This window comes from Paenibacillus sp. 8b26 (assembly GCF_050626875.1).
In the GTDB taxonomy this organism is placed as follows: Bacteria; Bacillota; Bacilli; order Paenibacillales; family Paenibacillaceae; genus Paenibacillus.
On sequence record NZ_CP192445.1, the window covers coordinates 4,712,325 to 4,729,874 of the forward strand.

The 17,550-nt window shown below is 49.0% G+C and carries 12 protein-coding genes, 8 tRNA genes, 3 rRNA genes and 1 other annotated feature; all 23 genes read left to right on the forward strand.

What is annotated here, in order from left to right; genetic code table 11:
- Nucleotides 1-58 precede the first annotated feature (58 nt).
- The 23 genes from ACQ4MX_RS21940 (at nt 59) to ACQ4MX_RS22050 (ending at nt 17,550) form a co-directional block, all read left to right on the forward strand.
- Nucleotides 59-1,243: an Rne/Rng family ribonuclease gene (locus ACQ4MX_RS21940; RefSeq protein ID WP_431087298.1), complete on the forward strand. Its 1,185-nt coding sequence runs from the start codon at nt 59-61 to the stop codon at nt 1,241-1,243.
- 96 nt (nt 1,244-1,339) lie between these two features.
- Nucleotides 1,340-1,427, forward strand: a sequence feature (ribosomal protein L21 leader region).
- Between the two features lie 13 nt (nt 1,428-1,440).
- Nucleotides 1,441-1,752 (forward strand): 50S ribosomal protein L21, encoded by a 312-nt coding sequence (rplU, locus tag ACQ4MX_RS21945; RefSeq protein WP_014277583.1) that lies wholly within the window; start codon nt 1,441-1,443, stop codon nt 1,750-1,752.
- A gap of 13 nt (nt 1,753-1,765) precedes the next feature.
- A complete protein-coding gene (locus ACQ4MX_RS21950) occupies nt 1,766-2,104 on the forward strand; it encodes a ribosomal-processing cysteine protease Prp (RefSeq protein ID WP_431087300.1) in 339 nt (112 codons plus the stop codon).
- 5 nt (nt 2,105-2,109) lie between these two features.
- Nucleotides 2,110-2,427: a 50S ribosomal protein L27 gene (rpmA, locus tag ACQ4MX_RS21955; protein ID WP_014277581.1), complete on the forward strand. Its 318-nt coding sequence runs from the start codon at nt 2,110-2,112 to the stop codon at nt 2,425-2,427.
- Nucleotides 2,428-2,575: 148 nt separating this feature from the next.
- Entirely contained in the window at nt 2,576-3,313 is a 738-nt protein-coding gene (locus ACQ4MX_RS21960) for a Spo0B domain-containing protein (protein WP_431087301.1), read from the forward strand.
- A 13-nt stretch (nt 3,314-3,326) separates the two neighbouring features.
- The gene (gene obgE / locus ACQ4MX_RS21965) at nt 3,327-4,637 is read left to right on the forward strand and encodes a GTPase ObgE (protein WP_431087302.1); all 1,311 of its coding nucleotides are present in this window, start codon (nt 3,327-3,329) and stop codon (nt 4,635-4,637) included.
- A gap of 158 nt (nt 4,638-4,795) precedes the next feature.
- The gene (locus ACQ4MX_RS21970) at nt 4,796-5,233 is read left to right on the forward strand and encodes an ACT domain-containing protein (RefSeq protein ID WP_007431685.1); all 438 of its coding nucleotides are present in this window, start codon (nt 4,796-4,798) and stop codon (nt 5,231-5,233) included.
- A 43-nt stretch (nt 5,234-5,276) separates the two neighbouring features.
- The gene (locus ACQ4MX_RS21975; RefSeq protein WP_431087303.1) at nt 5,277-6,563 is read left to right on the forward strand and encodes a homoserine dehydrogenase; all 1,287 of its coding nucleotides are present in this window, start codon (nt 5,277-5,279) and stop codon (nt 6,561-6,563) included.
- 27 nt (nt 6,564-6,590) lie between these two features.
- Nucleotides 6,591-7,559 carry a homoserine kinase gene (thrB, locus tag ACQ4MX_RS21980; RefSeq protein WP_431087304.1) on the forward strand — a complete coding sequence of 323 codons (969 nt, stop codon included), beginning with the start codon at nt 6,591-6,593 and terminating at the stop codon, nt 7,557-7,559.
- A complete protein-coding gene (gene pheA / locus ACQ4MX_RS21985; protein ID WP_431087305.1) occupies nt 7,556-8,455 on the forward strand; it encodes a prephenate dehydratase in 900 nt (299 codons plus the stop codon). Before thrB ends, pheA begins: the two co-directional genes overlap by 4 nt.
- Before the next feature lie 18 nt (nt 8,456-8,473).
- On the forward strand, nt 8,474-9,358 hold the full coding sequence (gene ilvE, locus ACQ4MX_RS21990) for a branched-chain-amino-acid transaminase (RefSeq protein ID WP_431087307.1): 885 nt from the start codon (nt 8,474-8,476) through the stop codon (nt 9,356-9,358).
- 161 nt (nt 9,359-9,519) lie between these two features.
- On the forward strand, nt 9,520-11,127 hold the full coding sequence (locus tag ACQ4MX_RS21995; RefSeq protein WP_431087308.1) for a LysM peptidoglycan-binding domain-containing protein: 1,608 nt from the start codon (nt 9,520-9,522) through the stop codon (nt 11,125-11,127).
- A gap of 557 nt (nt 11,128-11,684) precedes the next feature.
- A 16S ribosomal RNA gene (locus ACQ4MX_RS22000) occupies nt 11,685-13,242 on the forward strand.
- 342 nt (nt 13,243-13,584) lie between these two features.
- A 23S ribosomal RNA gene (locus tag ACQ4MX_RS22005) occupies nt 13,585-16,511 on the forward strand.
- 133 nt (nt 16,512-16,644) lie between these two features.
- Nucleotides 16,645-16,761: ribosomal RNA gene (rrf, locus tag ACQ4MX_RS22010) — 5S ribosomal RNA — on the forward strand.
- The 16S, 23S and 5S rRNA genes sit together here with 8 tRNA genes alongside, the layout of an rRNA operon.
- A 19-nt stretch (nt 16,762-16,780) precedes the next feature.
- A tRNA-Asn gene (locus tag ACQ4MX_RS22015) sits at nt 16,781-16,856 on the forward strand.
- Nucleotides 16,857-16,859: 3 nt separating this feature from the next.
- Nucleotides 16,860-16,951: transfer RNA gene (locus ACQ4MX_RS22020), tRNA-Ser, on the forward strand.
- Between the two features lie 17 nt (nt 16,952-16,968).
- Nucleotides 16,969-17,040: transfer RNA gene (locus tag ACQ4MX_RS22025), tRNA-Glu, on the forward strand.
- A gap of 6 nt (nt 17,041-17,046) precedes the next feature.
- Nucleotides 17,047-17,122: transfer RNA gene (locus tag ACQ4MX_RS22030), tRNA-Val, on the forward strand.
- Between the two features lie 32 nt (nt 17,123-17,154).
- A tRNA-Met gene (locus ACQ4MX_RS22035) sits at nt 17,155-17,231 on the forward strand.
- A 28-nt stretch (nt 17,232-17,259) separates the two neighbouring features.
- Nucleotides 17,260-17,336: transfer RNA gene (locus ACQ4MX_RS22040), tRNA-Asp, on the forward strand.
- A 28-nt stretch (nt 17,337-17,364) separates the two neighbouring features.
- Nucleotides 17,365-17,440: transfer RNA gene (locus tag ACQ4MX_RS22045), tRNA-Lys, on the forward strand.
- 35 nt (nt 17,441-17,475) lie between these two features.
- Nucleotides 17,476-17,550, forward strand: a tRNA-Gly gene (locus ACQ4MX_RS22050).

Consider the following 17,550-nt stretch of genomic DNA (forward strand, 5'->3'; position numbering starts at 1 on the left):
AAGTAGCAGTTTTTTATGAGTTGAGGAAAGAGGCTGTATCCAGAGAGGTTGAAAAACCATGAAGCAAATGATTGTACAATGCCAGCAGCAGATGACCCAAATGGCACTGCTGGAAGAGGGACGATTGGTAGAATATGCAGCTGAATTGCCGCGAAAGCGGGGAATTCTTGGTTCCTTTTTCAAAGCCAGAGTCGTCAATGTACTGCCGGGAATGCAAGCCGCCTTTGTTGACATTGGACAGCGAAAGAATGCCTTTTTATATGTGGATGACGTACTTCACGCCCATTTGGACAAGCAACCTAAGGTAAAGCCCTCCATTTCCGAGCTGTTGAAGGTGGGGCAGGAAATTGTAGTGCAGGTGTTGAAAGAGGCCGTGGGTAGCAAAGGGGCCAGAGTAACCACTCATTTTTCACTTCCGGGTCGATGGATCGTATATATGCCTCGCGCCGATTATGTGGCTGTATCCAAAAAGATCGAGCGTGAGGGAGAACGGGCTCGTCTGAAAGCGATGGGAGAGCAGCTTCGAACAGGTGAAGAAGGAGTCATTATCCGTACAGTTTCGGAGGAAATGAGCAGAGAAGCGATTGAAAATGACCTGAACCAGTTGCGTCAGCAATGGGAAGTCATTCAGCGTAAAGCTGCTGAACACTCGGCTCCATGTGAGCTGCACCGGGATTTGAGCATCGTCCAGCGTCTGATTCGGGATGTGTTTACACCGGAGCAGGATGAGCTGGTTATTGACAGTGAGGAACAGGCCAAGGAAGCGGAAATATTACTGCGTGAGATCAGTCCGGAGAAAGCTCATGTGAGCATATTTCGTGGTGCAGAAGAGACCATATTTAAAGCCTATGGCATCCATGAGCAACTGGAACGTGATTTTGCGCGAAAAGTATGGCTCCAGGGCGGCGGATATATCGTCATTGACCATACTGAGGCACTAACCGTCATTGATGTGAACACAGGGAAATTTACGGGGGGCAGCAATCTGGAAGAGACGGTGACTCGGACTAACGTCGAAGCGGCTGAAGAGATTGCCCGACTGGTGCGTGTGCGTGATATCGGGGGCATTATCATCATTGATTTTATTGACATGGAACAAGAGGAGAACCGACGTGAAGTGTCCTCTGTGCTGGAGTCTAGGCTGAAAAAAGACCGAACCAAATCATATGTCGTTGGCTGGACACGGCTAGGACTTCTGGAGATGACTCGAAAAAAGGTACGCGAGGAAAAGACGTTTTTATAAGGCACTGCGTTTCCAAAATCATTTTAAAGTAGAGGTTGAATGTGGACGAAGCTTATGCTACAATCTTTTAGTATGTGTCATGCGTAAGATTGGCTGCACATGCTGTAACCGCTCCAATCAGGTACTGAAGTACAGCATCCTCAGGGAAGTTGTCACCTGCGATTAGGCGAGTCTGAGACATAAGGAGGTGCAAGCAAATGTACGCAATTATTGAAACAGGTGGTAAGCAATACAAAGTTCAAGAGGGCGATGTATTGTTCATCGAGAAGTTGGAAGCTACCGATGGTGAAACTGTAACGTTCAACCGTGTTCTGGCAGTATCTAGCGACAATGGCTTGACTACAGGTACACCGCTTCTTTCCGGAGCTACTGTAACAGCTACAGTTGAGAAACATGGTCAAGGCCAAAAGGTCATTGTATACAAATACAAACCTAAAAAGAACTACCATGTGAAGCAAGGTCATCGTCAACCGTACACGAAAGTGACGATTGGAAAAATCCAAGCGTAAGAGGGTGCGATAAGTGATTATCGTGCGTATTACACGACTGGAGGATGGCAGCATACAGGGATTTTCCATTAAAGGTCATGCGAATTACGCCAAATCTGGCGAGGATATCGTATGTGCTGGCGTATCAGCAGTAACTGTAGGCACGGTCAATTCGATTGGAACTCTTACAAACGTTGATATGGAATCGGAAATGGAAAACGGCTTTTTGAGCGCGTATCTTCCCCCTGAAATTCATCATGAGGCGAACGCACAGGTACAACTGTTGCTGGAATCCATGGTAATTATGCTGACAAGCATTGCTGAATCATACGGTAAGTATATTCAAATAGAAAATAAACAAAGAAGGAGGTAGACATCATGTTGAAATTGACATTGGATCTTCAATTATTCGCATCGAAAAAAGGTGTAGGTTCCACAAAAAACGGACGTGACAGTCAATCGAAACGTCTTGGCGTGAAACGTGCTGACGGTCAAGCAGTTACCGGCGGTAGCATCCTGGTTCGTCAACGCGGAACGAAAATTCACCCGGGCACGAACGTGGGCATCGGTAAGGACGACACTCTGTTCGCGAAAGTGGACGGCGTTGTGAAGTTCGAACGTTGGGGCCGTGATCGCAAAAAGGTGAGCATCTACCCGATCGACGTTGCTCCAGTAGCAGCTACTGTAGAAGCTTAATAGCGGCTTAGACACGCTGAAAAGCCTCCGGCAATTTTGTCGGAGGCTTTTTTTGTATGATGGTAATGAACTGGAAAGTCAGTCTGTGCTATACTGGATTAAGGTTCTTTATTAATCCATTTTAATTATCGCAGAACGGAGAGAAGCTATGTTCCAGCGGATAAGAGCGCCTCATCTGGCGTTGGGTTCCATTCTGATTCCTTTGGTTTTTTCACTGCTCTATCCTGCAGCACTAACGATTATCATATTAGCCGTGTGGTCTGTTATTGCCGCCTGTTTTAGCATGTGGTATATACAGAGACAGGTTGAAGCCGAGCGGAAAGCTGCTTTGCGTTCTTTGGAGCGTACAGCTATCGCAGCTCTCAATCATCACCGGCATGACTGGATGAATGACTTGCAGGTGCTTTATGGCTATATTCGTATGAATAAGCATGATAAATCGGCTGCTTATGTGGAAACAATAAAAGGGCGTGTAGCAGAGGACAGTAAAATATCCAAGCTGGGTATTCCCTCGCTGGTGTTTTATTTGCAGTCTTTTCGCGTGAACGCCGGAAATTTACAGTTGTCGGTTCAGGTTGAGGAGCACTTAAAGTTGGACGCTGTCATGTCTCCCGAAGACGGCGAGTCGCTTGCCTCGGCCGTCATAGAAACGGTACGTGCGTATCAATATGGCGGGGGCCGGTCGTCCTGGGGAGAAGTGCGCAGATTAACACTTTATTTCGGTATGGATGAGAATGATGTTATCGTCCGGTTTGAAGGCAGTGACGTACCTGCTGATTTGAATTTGTTAAAGCAGGTCAGATCCGGACACGGAAGTGAACGCATTCGAACAGAGAAGCTTCCTACGGGAGAAATGCTTCAAATTCGGATGCAGTGTCAGACATAAGGAAGGTGTAACCATGTTTGTAGATAAAGCGAAGATTTTTGTTAAGGGCGGCGACGGTGGAGACGGGCTGATTGCGTTTCGCCGTGAGAAATACGTTCCTGAAGGCGGCCCTGGTGGCGGTGACGGAGGTAACGGTGGAGACGTGATCTTCCGAGTCGATGAAGGCTTGCGTACCCTAATGGATTTTCGGTACCAGCGGCATTTTAAAGCTAAACGTGGAGAAAAAGGCCGCAACAAAAGCCAGCATGGAGCCAATGCGGATCATATGATCGTACGCATACCTCCGGGTACAGTCATCATGGATGATGATACGGGTGAAGTAGTGGCAGATATGACACGTCATGGTCAGCAGGTCATCGTGGCCAAAGGCGGACGTGGGGGGCGCGGAAATATCCGTTTTGCCACACCAAACAATCCAGCGCCTGAGCTGGCTGAGAACGGCGGAGAGGGACAGGAACGTTATATTACCCTTGAGCTTAAAGTAATGGCTGACGTAGGCCTGGTTGGTTTTCCTAGCGTAGGGAAGTCCACATTGCTGTCGGTAGTATCTTCCGCAAAACCGAAGATTGGTGCCTACCATTTTACAACGATTACGCCTAATTTGGGTGTTGTGGATGTAGGCGACCATCGTAACTTTGTTGTGGCCGATCTGCCTGGATTGATTGAAGGAGCTCATGAAGGCATAGGACTGGGACATGAATTCCTGCGGCACATTGAACGGACACGTATCATTATCCACGTCGTGGATATGGCGGGCTCTGAGGGTCGTGATCCGTTTGAAGATTGGGCTAAAATTAACGACGAATTAAAGCAATATAACGCGGCATTAGCCGAGCGTCCACAAATTGTGGCGGCGAATAAAATGGATATGCCGGAATCGGAAGAAAATCTGGCTCAATTCAAGGAACAAATCGCTTCTGTTCGTCCAGATCTCGAAATTATGCCCATTTCCTCGTTGACACGCCAAGGCGTAAAGGAACTGCTCTATCGGGCTGCTGATCTGTTGGATCAAATACCGGACGAGCCAGTTGTTGAGGAAGTAGCGGAAGTGAATGAACGTAAGGTGTTTAAGCTGGATAAGGCAGAGGATGAAGGTTTCACCATTGTACGTGAAAACGATACATTCGTGGTGCACAGTGTCAAAATCGAGCGCATGATGAAGCGTATGCAGCTGAATTCGCACGATGCGATTTTAAAGTTAGCAAGAACATTGCGCCACATGGGTGTGGATGCTGAGCTGCGCAAGCGTGGTGCTGTTGATGGAACGCCTGTACGCATTGCCGATTTCGAGTTTGAATTCGTGGAAGGCAGCAGCTATTACTAAAAATGAAATACTTGTCTGAAGTATGGACGGTTACTACGCTATAGGAAACTCTATAGACGGCAGTAGCCGTTTTTTTGTACCGTTAGCTTGCCGATTGTCAGGAGTTTCGATATAATGTCCTCTATATAAAAACATAAGTCTTTGAGGAGAGGACGTTCGTGAAAGAGCGCTATTACTTGGTACGGGAAGATATTTTGCCTGAAGCTATCGTTAAGACGATCCAGGTTAAGCTGCTGCTTGCTTCGGGAGATGTTAAAACCGTGCATGACGCCGTGGAGCAAGTCGGGCTAAGTCGAAGCGCCTTTTATAAATATAAGGATGGCATTCATTTGGTCAACCAGCTGGAGCGTGAGCGAATTGTCAATATCTCTATTGATTTGGAGCATCAATCCGGCATGCTGTCCAGAGTACTTGGCAGGGTGGCAGATTACGGAGGCAATGTGCTAACGATCCAGCAGAGCATTCCGCTGCAAGGCAGAGCTAACGTAGTCATTTCGGTAGAAATGTCCAGACTTAGTGAAGAGCTCGGGGTTCTGCTGGAGGGCCTGGAAACCATCTCCGGTGTGAAGCGCGTTCGCTTGATCGGGCAAGGTTAAGAGCTATAAAGCTTATTAGATAAAGTTAGCAGGAGGGGAATGGATGAAACCGGTCAAAGTAGGATTGTTAGGATTAGGAACGGTAGGAACGGGAGTCGTTCGAATCGTGGAAGGAAATCAGGAAGATTTGAGCAGACAAGTCGGTTCGCCGATCATTATTGAAAAAATAGCTGTTAAAAATATAGAGAAATATCGTTCCATTGAAGTCGATCCCGCCAAGCTTACAGAGGACCCGTGGGAGGTCATCCGTGATCCAGAGATTGATGTTATTATCGAAGTCATGGGTGGCGTGGATCAGACGAAGAAGTACATTCTGGAAGCGCTGGAGCGCGGCAAGCATATCGTAACAGCGAACAAGGACTTAATGGCTCTTCACGGCTCTGAAGTACTGGCGAAGGCGCAGGAAAAGCAGTGTGATATTTTTTATGAAGCAAGTGTAGCGGGCGGTATTCCGATTATTCGTACGCTGATTGAAGGCTTCTCCTCCGATCGCATTACTCGTATTATGGGGATTGTGAACGGTACAACCAATTTCATTTTAACCAAAATGAGTCAGGAGGGGGCTTCTTACGAGGAAGTTCTCAAGGAAGCGCAGGAGCTTGGATACGCGGAATCTGATCCGACTTCAGACGTGGAGGGACTGGATGCTGCCCGTAAAATGGCTATCCTCGGTACGCTCGGCTTCCGTTCGGATGTAGAGCTTAAGGACGTAAGCGTTACTGGTATTACAAAGGTATCCAGTGAAGATATCACTTTTGCCAAAACACTGGGCTATGAAATGAAGCTGCTTGGCATTGCGGAGCGTCAGGGTGATGAATTTACGATCAATGTTCAGCCGACGATGGTACGGAAGCAGCATCCTTTGGCCTCGGTGAACGGGGTATTCAACGCAGTTTATGTACACGGTGAAGCCGTGGGTGAAACCATGTTCTACGGTGCGGGTGCAGGAGAAATGCCAACAGCTACATCGGTTGTGGCCGATCTGGTGGCTGTAGTGAAGAACCTCAAGCTCGGCGTGAATGGGCTTAAGGCCATCGTACCTTATAACCCTAAAAAAATCAGCAGTGACGAGGACGTGTATTTCAAAAACTTCGTACTTCTGCATGTAGATGATAAGGCCGGAGTATTGGCGCAGATCACACAGGTATTTGCTGAATTCGACGTCAGTCTGGCATCTGTGGTGCAGCAACCAAATGAGGTCAATCCAGATGCTGAAATTATTATCGTAACCCATTTGGCCAGTAAGGCAAGTATGAAAAAGGTTCTGGAGCATTTTGAATCTCTGGATGTCATTCGCCGTATCAAGAGTGTGTATCGGGTAGAGGGATAGTTCAAAAAAGCAGGGGGAATTGTCTGTATGACCGTTTTGAAAACTGCAAGAGTGCGTGTGCCTGCAAGTACCGCCAATTTAGGCCCCGGTTTTGATACACTGGGCATGGCGTTGTCCTTGTATGCATGGGTTGAATTGAAAGAGGCCGGACAGACGGCTTTCCATTTATACGGGGATGAAATGAACGGTATTTCCCAGGATAAAACGAATCTGATTTATAAAGTAGCACAAATGGTTTTTCGGGAGGCTGGGGTATCAGTTCCTGAGTTGGATATTTCGATGTATTCGGATATTCCACTTACCCGCGGTTTAGGTAGTAGTGCTTCAGCCATTGTGGGTGCGCTCGTGGCTGCAAATACGCTGATTGGCTCACCTTTGTCAGACTCCAAGTTGTTTGACATGGCAAGTGCTATTGAAAAGCATCCTGACAATGTGGGAGCCTCCTTGTTTGGCGGCATTATTACAGCGATGTGGGATGGCAAACATGCCAAGCATTTACGGCTTGAGCCGGATGCAAATCTGGAGGTTCTGGTAGTTATTCCGGATTTCCAATTGTCTACCTCCAAGGCCAGAGAGGTTCTACCCGCGCATGTATCCTTGAAAGATGCCGTATACAATGTGAGCCATGCTTCGATGCTCGTAGCGGCATTGGCATCAGGCCGAACCGATTTGATCGCCGAGGCGATGCAGGATCGGCTTCACCAGCCTTATCGGGCGGCTCTTGTGCCGGGTATGACAGAGATTTTGCAGGATGCACATCATTATGGTGCTTTGGGGGTGGCTCTTAGCGGAGCCGGACCGACATTGTTGGCATTGGCGGATCGCCGGGAGAACCGGAGAGCGGTACTGGAACAGTATTTAACCGAAACGATGAGCAAGGAAGGAATCACTGCATCTATTTTAAAATTGCGCCCAGAGAGCGAAGGCGTTAAAGTATATACTGATGAGAAAGAGATTCCTTTTATGGACATGATTAAAGGGGAAATTACGATATGAAACGAATTGCACTTCTTCCGGAGGGGACCGTTTCCCATGAAGCGATTCGTTATTTGATAGGGGATACGCCCTATGAATTGCTGTTTTATAAGTATATAGCAGATGTATTTCAGGCTGTGGACAAGGGAAAGGCTGACTACAGTGTAATTCCGATTGAGAATACAATTGATGGCTCTGTAAGTCTGCATATGGATTGGCTTGTACATGAGGTGGACATTCAGATGCAGGCGGAATGGGTGTACCCTTCTATTCAAAACCTCATTGGATATCGCAGTGAATTTACCAATGACCGGGGCGAGCTGGATTTAAGCAAAGTGGTCAAAATTATGTCTCATCCCGTGGCGCTTCCCCAGTGTAAGGAGTTCATACAGACTACGGCTGCTCAGGCTGAGCTGGAGAGTGCAGGAAGTACGGCGGAAGCCGTCGAAATTGTTAAACATAACCCGGGCAAAGGCTGGACTGCTTTGGGAACCAAGCTTGCGGCTTCCAAGCACGGATTGGATATTTTGGTCAGCAAGGTGACGGATCACGATAATAACTTTACCCGTTTTGTCCTGATCGGCCATCACCCTATCAGCCTCCCGCGTGCACCTGAAGGTCAACGGACCAGTATTTTGGTGACACCACCGCAGGATTTTCCAGGGGCGTTGCATCAGGTATTATCTGCATTTGCGTGGCGCAGGTTGAATCTGTCACGGATTGAATCGCGCCCGACCAAAAAGCAACTGGGGAACTACTATTTTTACATTGAAATTTTGGAATCGCTGGATTCCGTCCTGCTTCCCGCAGCGTTTGCAGAGATTGAGGCTTTGGGATGTCATGTGCGTATCCTTGGTTCCTATCCAAGCTACAAGTATGTTGAAGCAGCGATCGAACCTATTTTAGAAGAACAATAATCGGAGGTGCAGTTCTTAATGGCAGAGCAATGGATTTATCTAGATGGACAGCATGTAACTAAGGAAAATGCAAAGGTTTCGGTATATGATCATGGGTTTTTGTACGGGGACGGGATATTTGAAGGCATTCGCATTTACAATGGTAATATTTTTAAATGCAAAGAGCACTTGGACCGTCTGTACGATTCTGCAAAATCAATTCAGTTAAACATTCCGCTGTCTCCTGGTGAAATGCTGGAAGCGATGGCGGAAACGATCCGTCTTAACGAGATGCGTAATGGATACATTCGTCTGGTTGTATCGCGTGGTGCTGGAAATCTTGGGCTTGATCCTCTTCGCTGTCCGAAAGCAAGTATTATCATTATCGTGGAGCAACTCGCCATCTACCCCGAGGAAGCTTATCTGACCGGGCTTAAGACGATTTCCGTCTCTCAGCGTCGCAACATTCCAGATGCTTTGAATCCGAAAATCAAATCGTTGAATTACCTCAACAACATCCTGGTGAAAATCCAGTCTAACTATGCTGGTGTGGGCGAGGCTATTATGCTAAATTCCCAAGGCTATGTGACGGAAGGTTCCGCAGACAACATTTTTATCGTCAAAAACGGAGTGTTGTATACGCCGCCTTGCTATCTGGGAGCGCTTGAGGGTATCACGCGCAATGCTATTATCGACTTGTGCGCCGAGCTTGGTTATGCGCTCAAGGAACAGCCTTTTACGCTGCATGATGTGTATGTCGCTGATGAGGTGTTCTTTACGGGAACTGCAGCAGAAGTTATTGCCGCTTATGAAGTAGATGGTCGTACGATTGGTTCCGGCGTTGCGGGTCCGGTGACTTTGGAGCTATTGGCCGAGTTCCGCAAGATCGTGGATCAAGACGGTTATAAAGTGTGGCAGGACTAAAAATAGTGGATCCTTTTGACTGGATGCCCGCAAGGGAATCCGGTTGAGAGGATTTTTTTGTTTGTATGGGGTCATTCGCCCGGGAAGTGCATAGGATGTAATAACAGAAGCCGGGCGTTTACCTATCCTGCCCGAACGAATGTCTAGGAGGTTTGTGACCTGTGAAAATACACATCGTCAAGAAAGGCGACACACTGTACTTGCTTGCCCAGAAATATAATGTGTCACTCGAAAAAGTGATTGCGGCCAATCCCCAATTGGCTGACCCGAATCAGTTAAGTATCGGCGAGAAAATCAAAATTCCGGCAGACCCTGTTGCGATGCAAGAACAGCCATCAACGGTTTATCAGCACAAAGTCAAGCAGGGTGATTCGTTGTGGAAGTTGTCCAAGGCATGGGGAGTCCCGCTCAAGCTAATTATTGATGCCAATTCCCAACTTAAAAACCCGAACGCTCTACTGGTCGGAGAAACCGTCAATATTCCTCAATACAAAGGGGAATCATCCAGTCCTGCTACAGACAAAAAAAATACCGGAGTCAAACAAGAGATGACGCAACCAAAGCCTGAGTCACCAGCAGAGCCGTCAAACAAACAACAACTCACCCAGCCAAAAGAAGAACTCACCCAACCAAAAGAGCAACTAACTCAGCCGAATATGGAAAACGTGCCTAAGCCTAACGAGCAGTGGACGCAGCCTAATGAAACCGTGAATCCTCCCAAGCTTCCAGAATTAAAGCTACCCGAGGTACCTATGCCTGTGGCACCTGTGAATCCTGCTCCACCTCAACCTGTAGCTTACCAACCGGTTCAGCTCAAGCCCCAGTTGCCTGCAAATGTTGAGCTAAAGCCTGTAGCTGAAAAATTTTGCGGTTGTACGAACACGGAATCAGCGACCAATTCCCAATGGTCGGTACAACAGCCGACGCATGATTACAACTCACCAACAAGTATGGGACCAAACTCATGGTACCCGGGCATCGAGGCTGCCCAGCCATGGGAGAATGCTCCAGTAAATACTTCCTTTGTAGAGCAATGGTCTTCTTCCGTAGCCCCTAACCAGGGATATCAGCATTACTGTGAACACCCATGGAGTTGGGGACCAGTACAAACAGCGCCTATAAATGTCCAACCGACACCATATCCTGTTTATCCGGACTGCACATCCCCGGGGTATCATCCAAGCTATGAAGCGGCTGAGAATGCATCCTATCCTGTCTATCCTCCATTTATCCATCAAGGTTACCCGCAGCATCCTGAGAGCGCAGTCCAAGGTAGTCAGTGGGGGCATGAATGGGGACCACCTCATCACGGTCTACCTACAGGTGGGTATATATCCGACTATAGCCAGCTACAAGGACAACAGTCGGCGAATCTACCGCATCATTCGTTCGCCCATGAGGATGCACCTGTGTATCCTTTAGAGGGATATACCACCCCTTATATGTTTTTGCCTGACTGTGGCTGCCGGGAGGGGAATGTGGAGTCAGTACCAGCATTCTCGGGAACGCAGGGAGATGGAAAAAGTCTGAATATCGGAACCCAAAACGAAGCTAATTCTGCTTCTGCCAAGCATAAAGATAGCAACGTGCGTAAAGGCAAGGGAAAAGACACCTCGGGCAGTACGGCCAAAGAAGAGACATCCAAAGTCAAGGTTTCGGGTAAAAATGGTACTGCTAAAAATCAAAAGTCTCACAAGACGGTAGCGGCAGCTTCCCATTCTTCGGCCAGCAGTTCCCGCTCTCGCAGAAATCCCTGGATTAAGGACTGACAAAAGGGAATTTAAAAGTAGAGATAACCTTTATGAAGGTGAAATCAGCCTATGATTAACCTAAAAGAGTGAAATGATAAAATAGAGAGACTGTTATTCCTCAGAAACGGAATGACGGTCTTTTTTTTCGATTAGCAGCAAGCGAATTTGGGTACAGGAAACCAATTTAAAAAAGGTGTTGCTAAGTATAAGCATAATATGATATATTCTTATAGCTGTCTTTTCTGAGATGGTTAGCAACACAAAGCAGAATGAAAATGTTTGAAAAATTCTCTTGAAAAAAAGTGTTGCAAAGCTTTAGAAAACATGATATATTATTTAAGTCGCCGCTGAGATGCGGTGGTGAAACGAAGTAAGGCAAAAGCAAGACATCATGTAGGTTTGATCTTTGAAAACTGAACAACGAGTGAGTAAATGATTTTGTTCGCAAAATCAACCACGAAGATTTCGGTGCATACCGCAAGGTTGTATGAAATCGGAGTGTAAAAGAGATATTTTATCTCGTCAGTTTCAAAATGAGCATATCGCTCTTTCTATATACCAACTTCGGTTGGTCTTTAATGGAGAGTTTGATCCTGGCTCAGGACGAACGCTGGCGGCGTGCCTAATACATGCAAGTCGAGCGAGGTTGTTGTAGAAGCTTGCTTCTACAACAACCTAGCGGCGGACGGGTGAGTAACACGTAGGCAACCTGCCTATCAGACTGGGATAACTACCGGAAACGGTAGCTAATACCGGATACATCCTTTCCCTGCATGGGGAGGGGAGGAAAGACGGAGTAATCTGTCACTGATGGATGGGCCTGCGGCGCATTAGCTAGTTGGTGGGGTAATGGCCTACCAAGGCGACGATGCGTAGCCGACCTGAGAGGGTGATCGGCCACACTGGGACTGAGACACGGCCCAGACTCCTACGGGAGGCAGCAGTAGGGAATCTTCCGCAATGGGCGAAAGCCTGACGGAGCAACGCCGCGTGAGTGATGAAGGTTTTCGGATCGTAAAGCTCTGTTGCCAGGGAAGAACGTCTTGTAGAGTAACTGCTACAAGAGTGACGGTACCTGAGAAGAAAGCCCCGGCTAACTACGTGCCAGCAGCCGCGGTAATACGTAGGGGGCAAGCGTTGTCCGGAATTATTGGGCGTAAAGCGCGCGCAGGCGGCTCTTTAAGTCTGGTGTTTAATCCCGAGGCTCAACTTCGGGTCGCACTGGAAACTGGGGAGCTTGAGTGCAGAAGAGGAGAGTGGAATTCCACGTGTAGCGGTGAAATGCGTAGATATGTGGAGGAACACCAGTGGCGAAGGCGACTCTCTGGGCTGTAACTGACGCTGAGGCGCGAAAGCGTGGGGAGCAAACAGGATTAGATACCCTGGTAGTCCACGCCGTAAACGATGAATGCTAGGTGTTAGGGGTTTCGATACCCTTGGTGCCGAAGTTAACACATTAAGCATTCCGCCTGGGGAGTACGGTCGCAAGACTGAAACTCAAAGGAATTGACGGGGACCCGCACAAGCAGTGGAGTATGTGGTTTAATTCGAAGCAACGCGAAGAACCTTACCAGGTCTTGACATCCCCCTGATCGGTCTAGAGATAGATCTTTCCTTCGGGACAGGGGAGACAGGTGGTGCATGGTTGTCGTCAGCTCGTGTCGTGAGATGTTGGGTTAAGTCCCGCAACGAGCGCAACCCTTATGCTTAGTTGCCAGCAGGTCGAGCTGGGCACTCTAAGCAGACTGCCGGTGACAAACCGGAGGAAGGTGGGGATGACGTCAAATCATCATGCCCCTTATGACCTGGGCTACACACGTACTACAATGGCCGGTACAACGGGAAGCGAAAGAGCGATCTGGAGCGAATCCTAGAAAAGCCGGTCTCAGTTCGGATTGCAGGCTGCAACTCGCCTGCATGAAGTCGGAATTGCTAGTAATCGCGGATCAGCATGCCGCGGTGAATACGTTCCCGGGTCTTGTACACACCGCCCGTCACACCACGAGAGTTTACAACACCCGAAGTCGGTGGGGTAACCCGCAAGGGAGCCAGCCGCCGAAGGTGGGGTAGATGATTGGGGTGAAGTCGTAACAAGGTAGCCGTATCGGAAGGTGCGGCTGGATCACCTCCTTTCTATGGAGAATCGTTTCCTGCAACGGAAACATTCAAATATGAAGCGTAAGCTTCAAAAAAAATTACTCACTCGTTGCTCAGTTTTGAGAGCTCAAACTCTCAATATACTGCATGATGATCATCCACTCTTCGGAGTTTGATCGATAATCACACAGGTTACTGTTTCTTTGAAACAGTATTGCACCTTGAAAACTGGATACCGAAACGAAATTGCGTTTTAGAATATTCCTTTACGCTGATCTTGTGTAAACAAGTGAAATAAAGGTAGCTGTCTTGAATTTCATTCACACTTCGGTGATGAACCGAAATCCAAAACAAATCGCATTTACTTTGTAAATGCTAGGTTAAGCTACAAAGAGCACACGGAGGATGCCTAGGCGCCAGGAGCCGACGAAGGACGTGGCGAACAACGATAAAGCCTCGGGGAGCTGTAAGCAAGCTTTGATCCGGGGATGTCCGAATGGGGAAACCCGGCTGTCTTCATCGACAGTCACTTTCTGCTGAATACATAGGCAGAACAGAGGCATACCAGGGGAACTGAAACATCTAAGTACCCTGAGGAAGAGAAAACAATAGTGATTCCGTCAGTAGCGGCGAGCGAACGCGGATTAGCCCAAACCAAGGAGCTTGCTCCTTGGGGTTGTGGGACGTCTCACATGGAGTTACAAAGGAACCGGTTAGATGAAGAGGTCTGGAAAGGCCCGCCAGAGAAGGTAAAAGCCCTGTAATTCAAAACTTGTTCCCTCCGAGACGGATCCCGAGTAGTGCGGGGCACGTGAAACCCCGTATGAATCCGGCAGGACCATCTGCCAAGGCTAAATACTCCCTGGCGACCGATAGTGAAGCAGTACCGTGAGGGAAAGGTGAAAAGCACCCCGGAAGGGGAGTGAAATAGATCCTGAAACCGTGTGCTTACAAGAAGTCAGAGCCCTATTGATGGGTGATGGCGTGCCTTTTGTAGAATGAACCGGCGAGTTACGTTCCCGTGCAAGGTTAAGGTGAAGAGCTGAAGCCGCAGCGAAAGCGAGTCTGAATAGGGCGACTTAGTACGTGGACGTAGACCCGAAACCGGGTGATCTACCCCTGTCCAGGGTGAAGGTGCGGTAACACGCACTGGAGGCCCGAACCCACGCATGTTGAAAAATGCGGGGATGAGGTGGGGGTAGCGGAGAAATTCCAATCGAACCCGGAGATAGCTGGTTCTCCCCGAAATAGCTTTAGGGCTAGCCTCGGAATAAGAGTCGTGGAGGTAGAGCACTGATTGGGTGCGGGGCCCGCAAGGGTTACCAAGCTCAGTCAAACTCCGAATGCCATAGACTTAGTTCCGGGAGTCAGACAGTGAGTGCTAAGATCCATTGTCGAAAGGGAAACAGCCCAGACCATCAGCTAAGGTCCCCAAGTGTGTGTTAAGTGGGAAAGGATGTGGAGTTGCACAGACAACCAGGATGTTGGCTTAGAAGCAGCCACCATTGAAAGAGTGCGTAATAGCTCACTGGTCGAGTGACTCTGCGCCGAAAATGTAACGGGGCTAAACACGCCACCGAAGCTATGGCTTGATGCTTTGCATCAGGGGTAGGGGAGCGTTGAATGTGGGTTGAAGGTGTACCGTAAGGAGCGCTGGACTGCATTCAAGTGAGAATGCCGGTATGAGTAACGAAAAGATCTGTGAGAATCAGATCCGCCGAAAGCCTAAGGGTTCCTGAGGAAGGTTCGTCCGCTCAGGGTAAGTCGGGACCTAAGGCGAGGCCGATAGGCGTAGTCGAAGGACAACAGGTCGAAATTCCTGTACCACCGTAATCCGTTATGAGCAATGGGGTGACGCAGTAGGGTAGTGACGCGGACTGATGGATGTCCGTCTAAGCAGTGAGGCTGGTGTGTAGGCAAATCCGCACATCGTAAGGCTGGGCTGTGATGGGGAGCGAAAATTACAGTAGCGAAGGTCATGATCTCAGACTGCCAAGAAAAGCCTCTAGCCAGGAGAAGGTGCCCGTACCGCAAACCGACACAGGTAGGCGAGAAGAGAATTCTAAGGCGCGCGGAAGAACTCTCGTTAAGGAACTCGGCAAAATGACCCCGTAACTTCGGGAGAAGGGGTGCCTCGGTAGGGTGAATAGCCCGAGGGGGCCGCAGTGAAAAGGCCCAAGCGACTGTTTAGCAAAAACACAGGTCTGTGCGAAGCCGCAAGGCGAAGTATACGGGCTGACGCCTGCCCGGTGCTGGAAGGTTAAGGGGAGTGGTAAGTCCTTCGGGGCGAAGCTATGAACCGAAGCCCCAGTAAACGGCGGCCGTAACTATAACGGTCCTAAGGTAGCGAAATTCCTTGTCAGGTAAATTCTGACCCGCACGAATGGCGTAACGACTTGGGCGCTGTCTCAACGAGAGATCCGGTGAAATTTTAATACCTGTGAAGATGCAGGTTACCCGCGACAAGACGGAAAGACCCCATGGAGCTTTACTGCAGCTTGATATTGAATTTGGGTACGATCTGTACAGGATAGGTGGGAGCCTAAGAGACTTGAGCGCCAGCTTGAGAGGAGGCATCCTTGGGATACCACCCTGATCGTATCTAGGTTCTAACTTGGTACCGTGATCCGGTACGAGGACAGTGTCAGGTGGGCAGTTTGACTGGGGCGGTCGCCTCCTAAAGAGTAACGGAGGCGCCCCAAGGTTCCCTCAGAATGGTTGGAAATCATTCGAAGAGTGCAAAGGCAGAAGGGAGCTTGACTGCGAGACCTACAAGTCGAGCAGGGACGAAAGTCGGGCTTAGTGATCCGGTGGTACCGCATGGAAGGGCCATCGCTCAACGGATAAAAGCTACCCTGGGGATAACAGGCTTATCTCCCCCAAGAGTCCACATCGACGGGGAGGTTTGGCACCTCGATGTCGGCTCATCGCATCCTGGGGCTGAAGTAGGTCCCAAGGGTTGGGCTGTTCGCCCATTAAAGCGGTACGCGAGCTGGGTTCAGAACGTCGTGAGACAGTTCGGTCCCTATCTGTCGTGGGCGTAGGAAATTTGAGAGGAGCTGTCCTTAGTACGAGAGGACCGGGATGGACGTACCGCTGGTGTACCAGTTGTTCCGCCAGGAGCACCGCTGGGTAGCTATGTACGGAAGGGATAAGCGCTGAAAGCATCTAAGCGTGAAGCCCCCCTCAAGATGAGATTTCCCAATTAGTAAGACCCCTTGAAGACGACGAGGTAGATAGGTTGGGGGTGGAAGTGCAGTAATGCATGGAGCTGACCAATACTAATCGGTCGAGGGCTTATCCTAAGATAAGATGCAATGGAGTTTCGGATCCAGTTTTCAGGGTGTAACACCTTGAAGAAAAGCGCATGGTTATTCATTCACACGATTAGTGATGAACCGAATACCCATACGGTAGAATTTGTTTTACAAATTCATGTTTGGTGGCGATAGCGGAGGGGTTCCACACGTACCCATCCCGAACACGACCGTTAAGCCCTCCAGCGCCGATGGTACTTGGACCGCAGGGTCCTGGGAGAGTAGGACGTCGCCAAGCAAATCTTTATGATTACTATTCCCTGATAGCTCAGTTGGTAGAGCACTCGACTGTTAATCGAGTTGTCACAGGTTCGAGTCCTGTTCGGGGAGCCATATGGAGAGGTGTCCGAGCTGGCCGAAGGAGCACGATTGGAAATCGTGTAGGCGCCAAAAGCGTCTCGAGGGTTCGAATCCCTCTCTCTCCGCCAGATATTATTTATTCTGTGGCCCGTTGGTCAAGCGGTTAAGACACCTCCCTTTCACGGAGGTAACAGGGGTTCGATTCCCCTACGGGTCATAATATGGAGGCTTAGCTCAGCTGGGAGAGCATCTGCCTTACAAGCAGAGGGTCGGGGGTTCGAGCCCCTCAGCCTCCACCATTTATTTATTATATAGTATTCCCTAATATTATCGCGGGGTGGAGCAGTTCGGTAGCTCGTCGGGCTCATAACCCGAAGGTCGCAGGTTCAAATCCTGCCTCCGCAACCAATTAACTTTCTTAATGGAACATTGTTATGGAACTGTGGTGTAGAGGCCTAACATGCCTGCCTGTCACGCAGGAGATCGCGGGTTCGAATCCCGTCAGTTCCGCCATTTTTACAAAGTTATACTACCCTGTTGGGAGCCATTAGCTCAGTTGGTAGAGCACCTGACTTTTAATCAGGGTGTCGAAGGTTCGAGTCCTTCATGGCTCACCACTCATGAACTCATATGTCATGGATATCATTGTATTGCGGACGTGGCTCAGCGGTAGAGCATCGCCTTGCCAAGGCGAGGGTCGCGGGTTCGATTCCCGTCGTCCGCTCCA

Bases quoted from the DNA above. Each gene is read 5' to 3' on its own strand.
- ACQ4MX_RS21940 (WP_431087298.1), top strand. From the start codon at position 59: ATGAAGCAAATGATTGTACAATGCCAGCAGCAGATGACCCAAATGGCA.
- rplU (WP_014277583.1), top strand. From the start codon at position 1,441: ATGTACGCAATTATTGAAACAGGTGGTAAGCAATACAAAGTTCAAGAG.
- rpmA (WP_014277581.1), top strand. From the start codon at position 2,110: ATGTTGAAATTGACATTGGATCTTCAATTATTCGCATCGAAAAAAGGT.
- ACQ4MX_RS21960 (WP_431087301.1), top strand. From the start codon at position 2,576: ATGTTCCAGCGGATAAGAGCGCCTCATCTGGCGTTGGGTTCCATTCTG.
- obgE (WP_431087302.1), top strand. From the start codon at position 3,327: ATGTTTGTAGATAAAGCGAAGATTTTTGTTAAGGGCGGCGACGGTGGA.
- ACQ4MX_RS21975 (WP_431087303.1), top strand. From the start codon at position 5,277: ATGAAACCGGTCAAAGTAGGATTGTTAGGATTAGGAACGGTAGGAACG.
- thrB (WP_431087304.1), top strand. From the start codon at position 6,591: ATGACCGTTTTGAAAACTGCAAGAGTGCGTGTGCCTGCAAGTACCGCC.
- pheA (WP_431087305.1), top strand. From the start codon at position 7,556: ATGAAACGAATTGCACTTCTTCCGGAGGGGACCGTTTCCCATGAAGCG.
- ilvE (WP_431087307.1), top strand. From the start codon at position 8,474: ATGGCAGAGCAATGGATTTATCTAGATGGACAGCATGTAACTAAGGAA.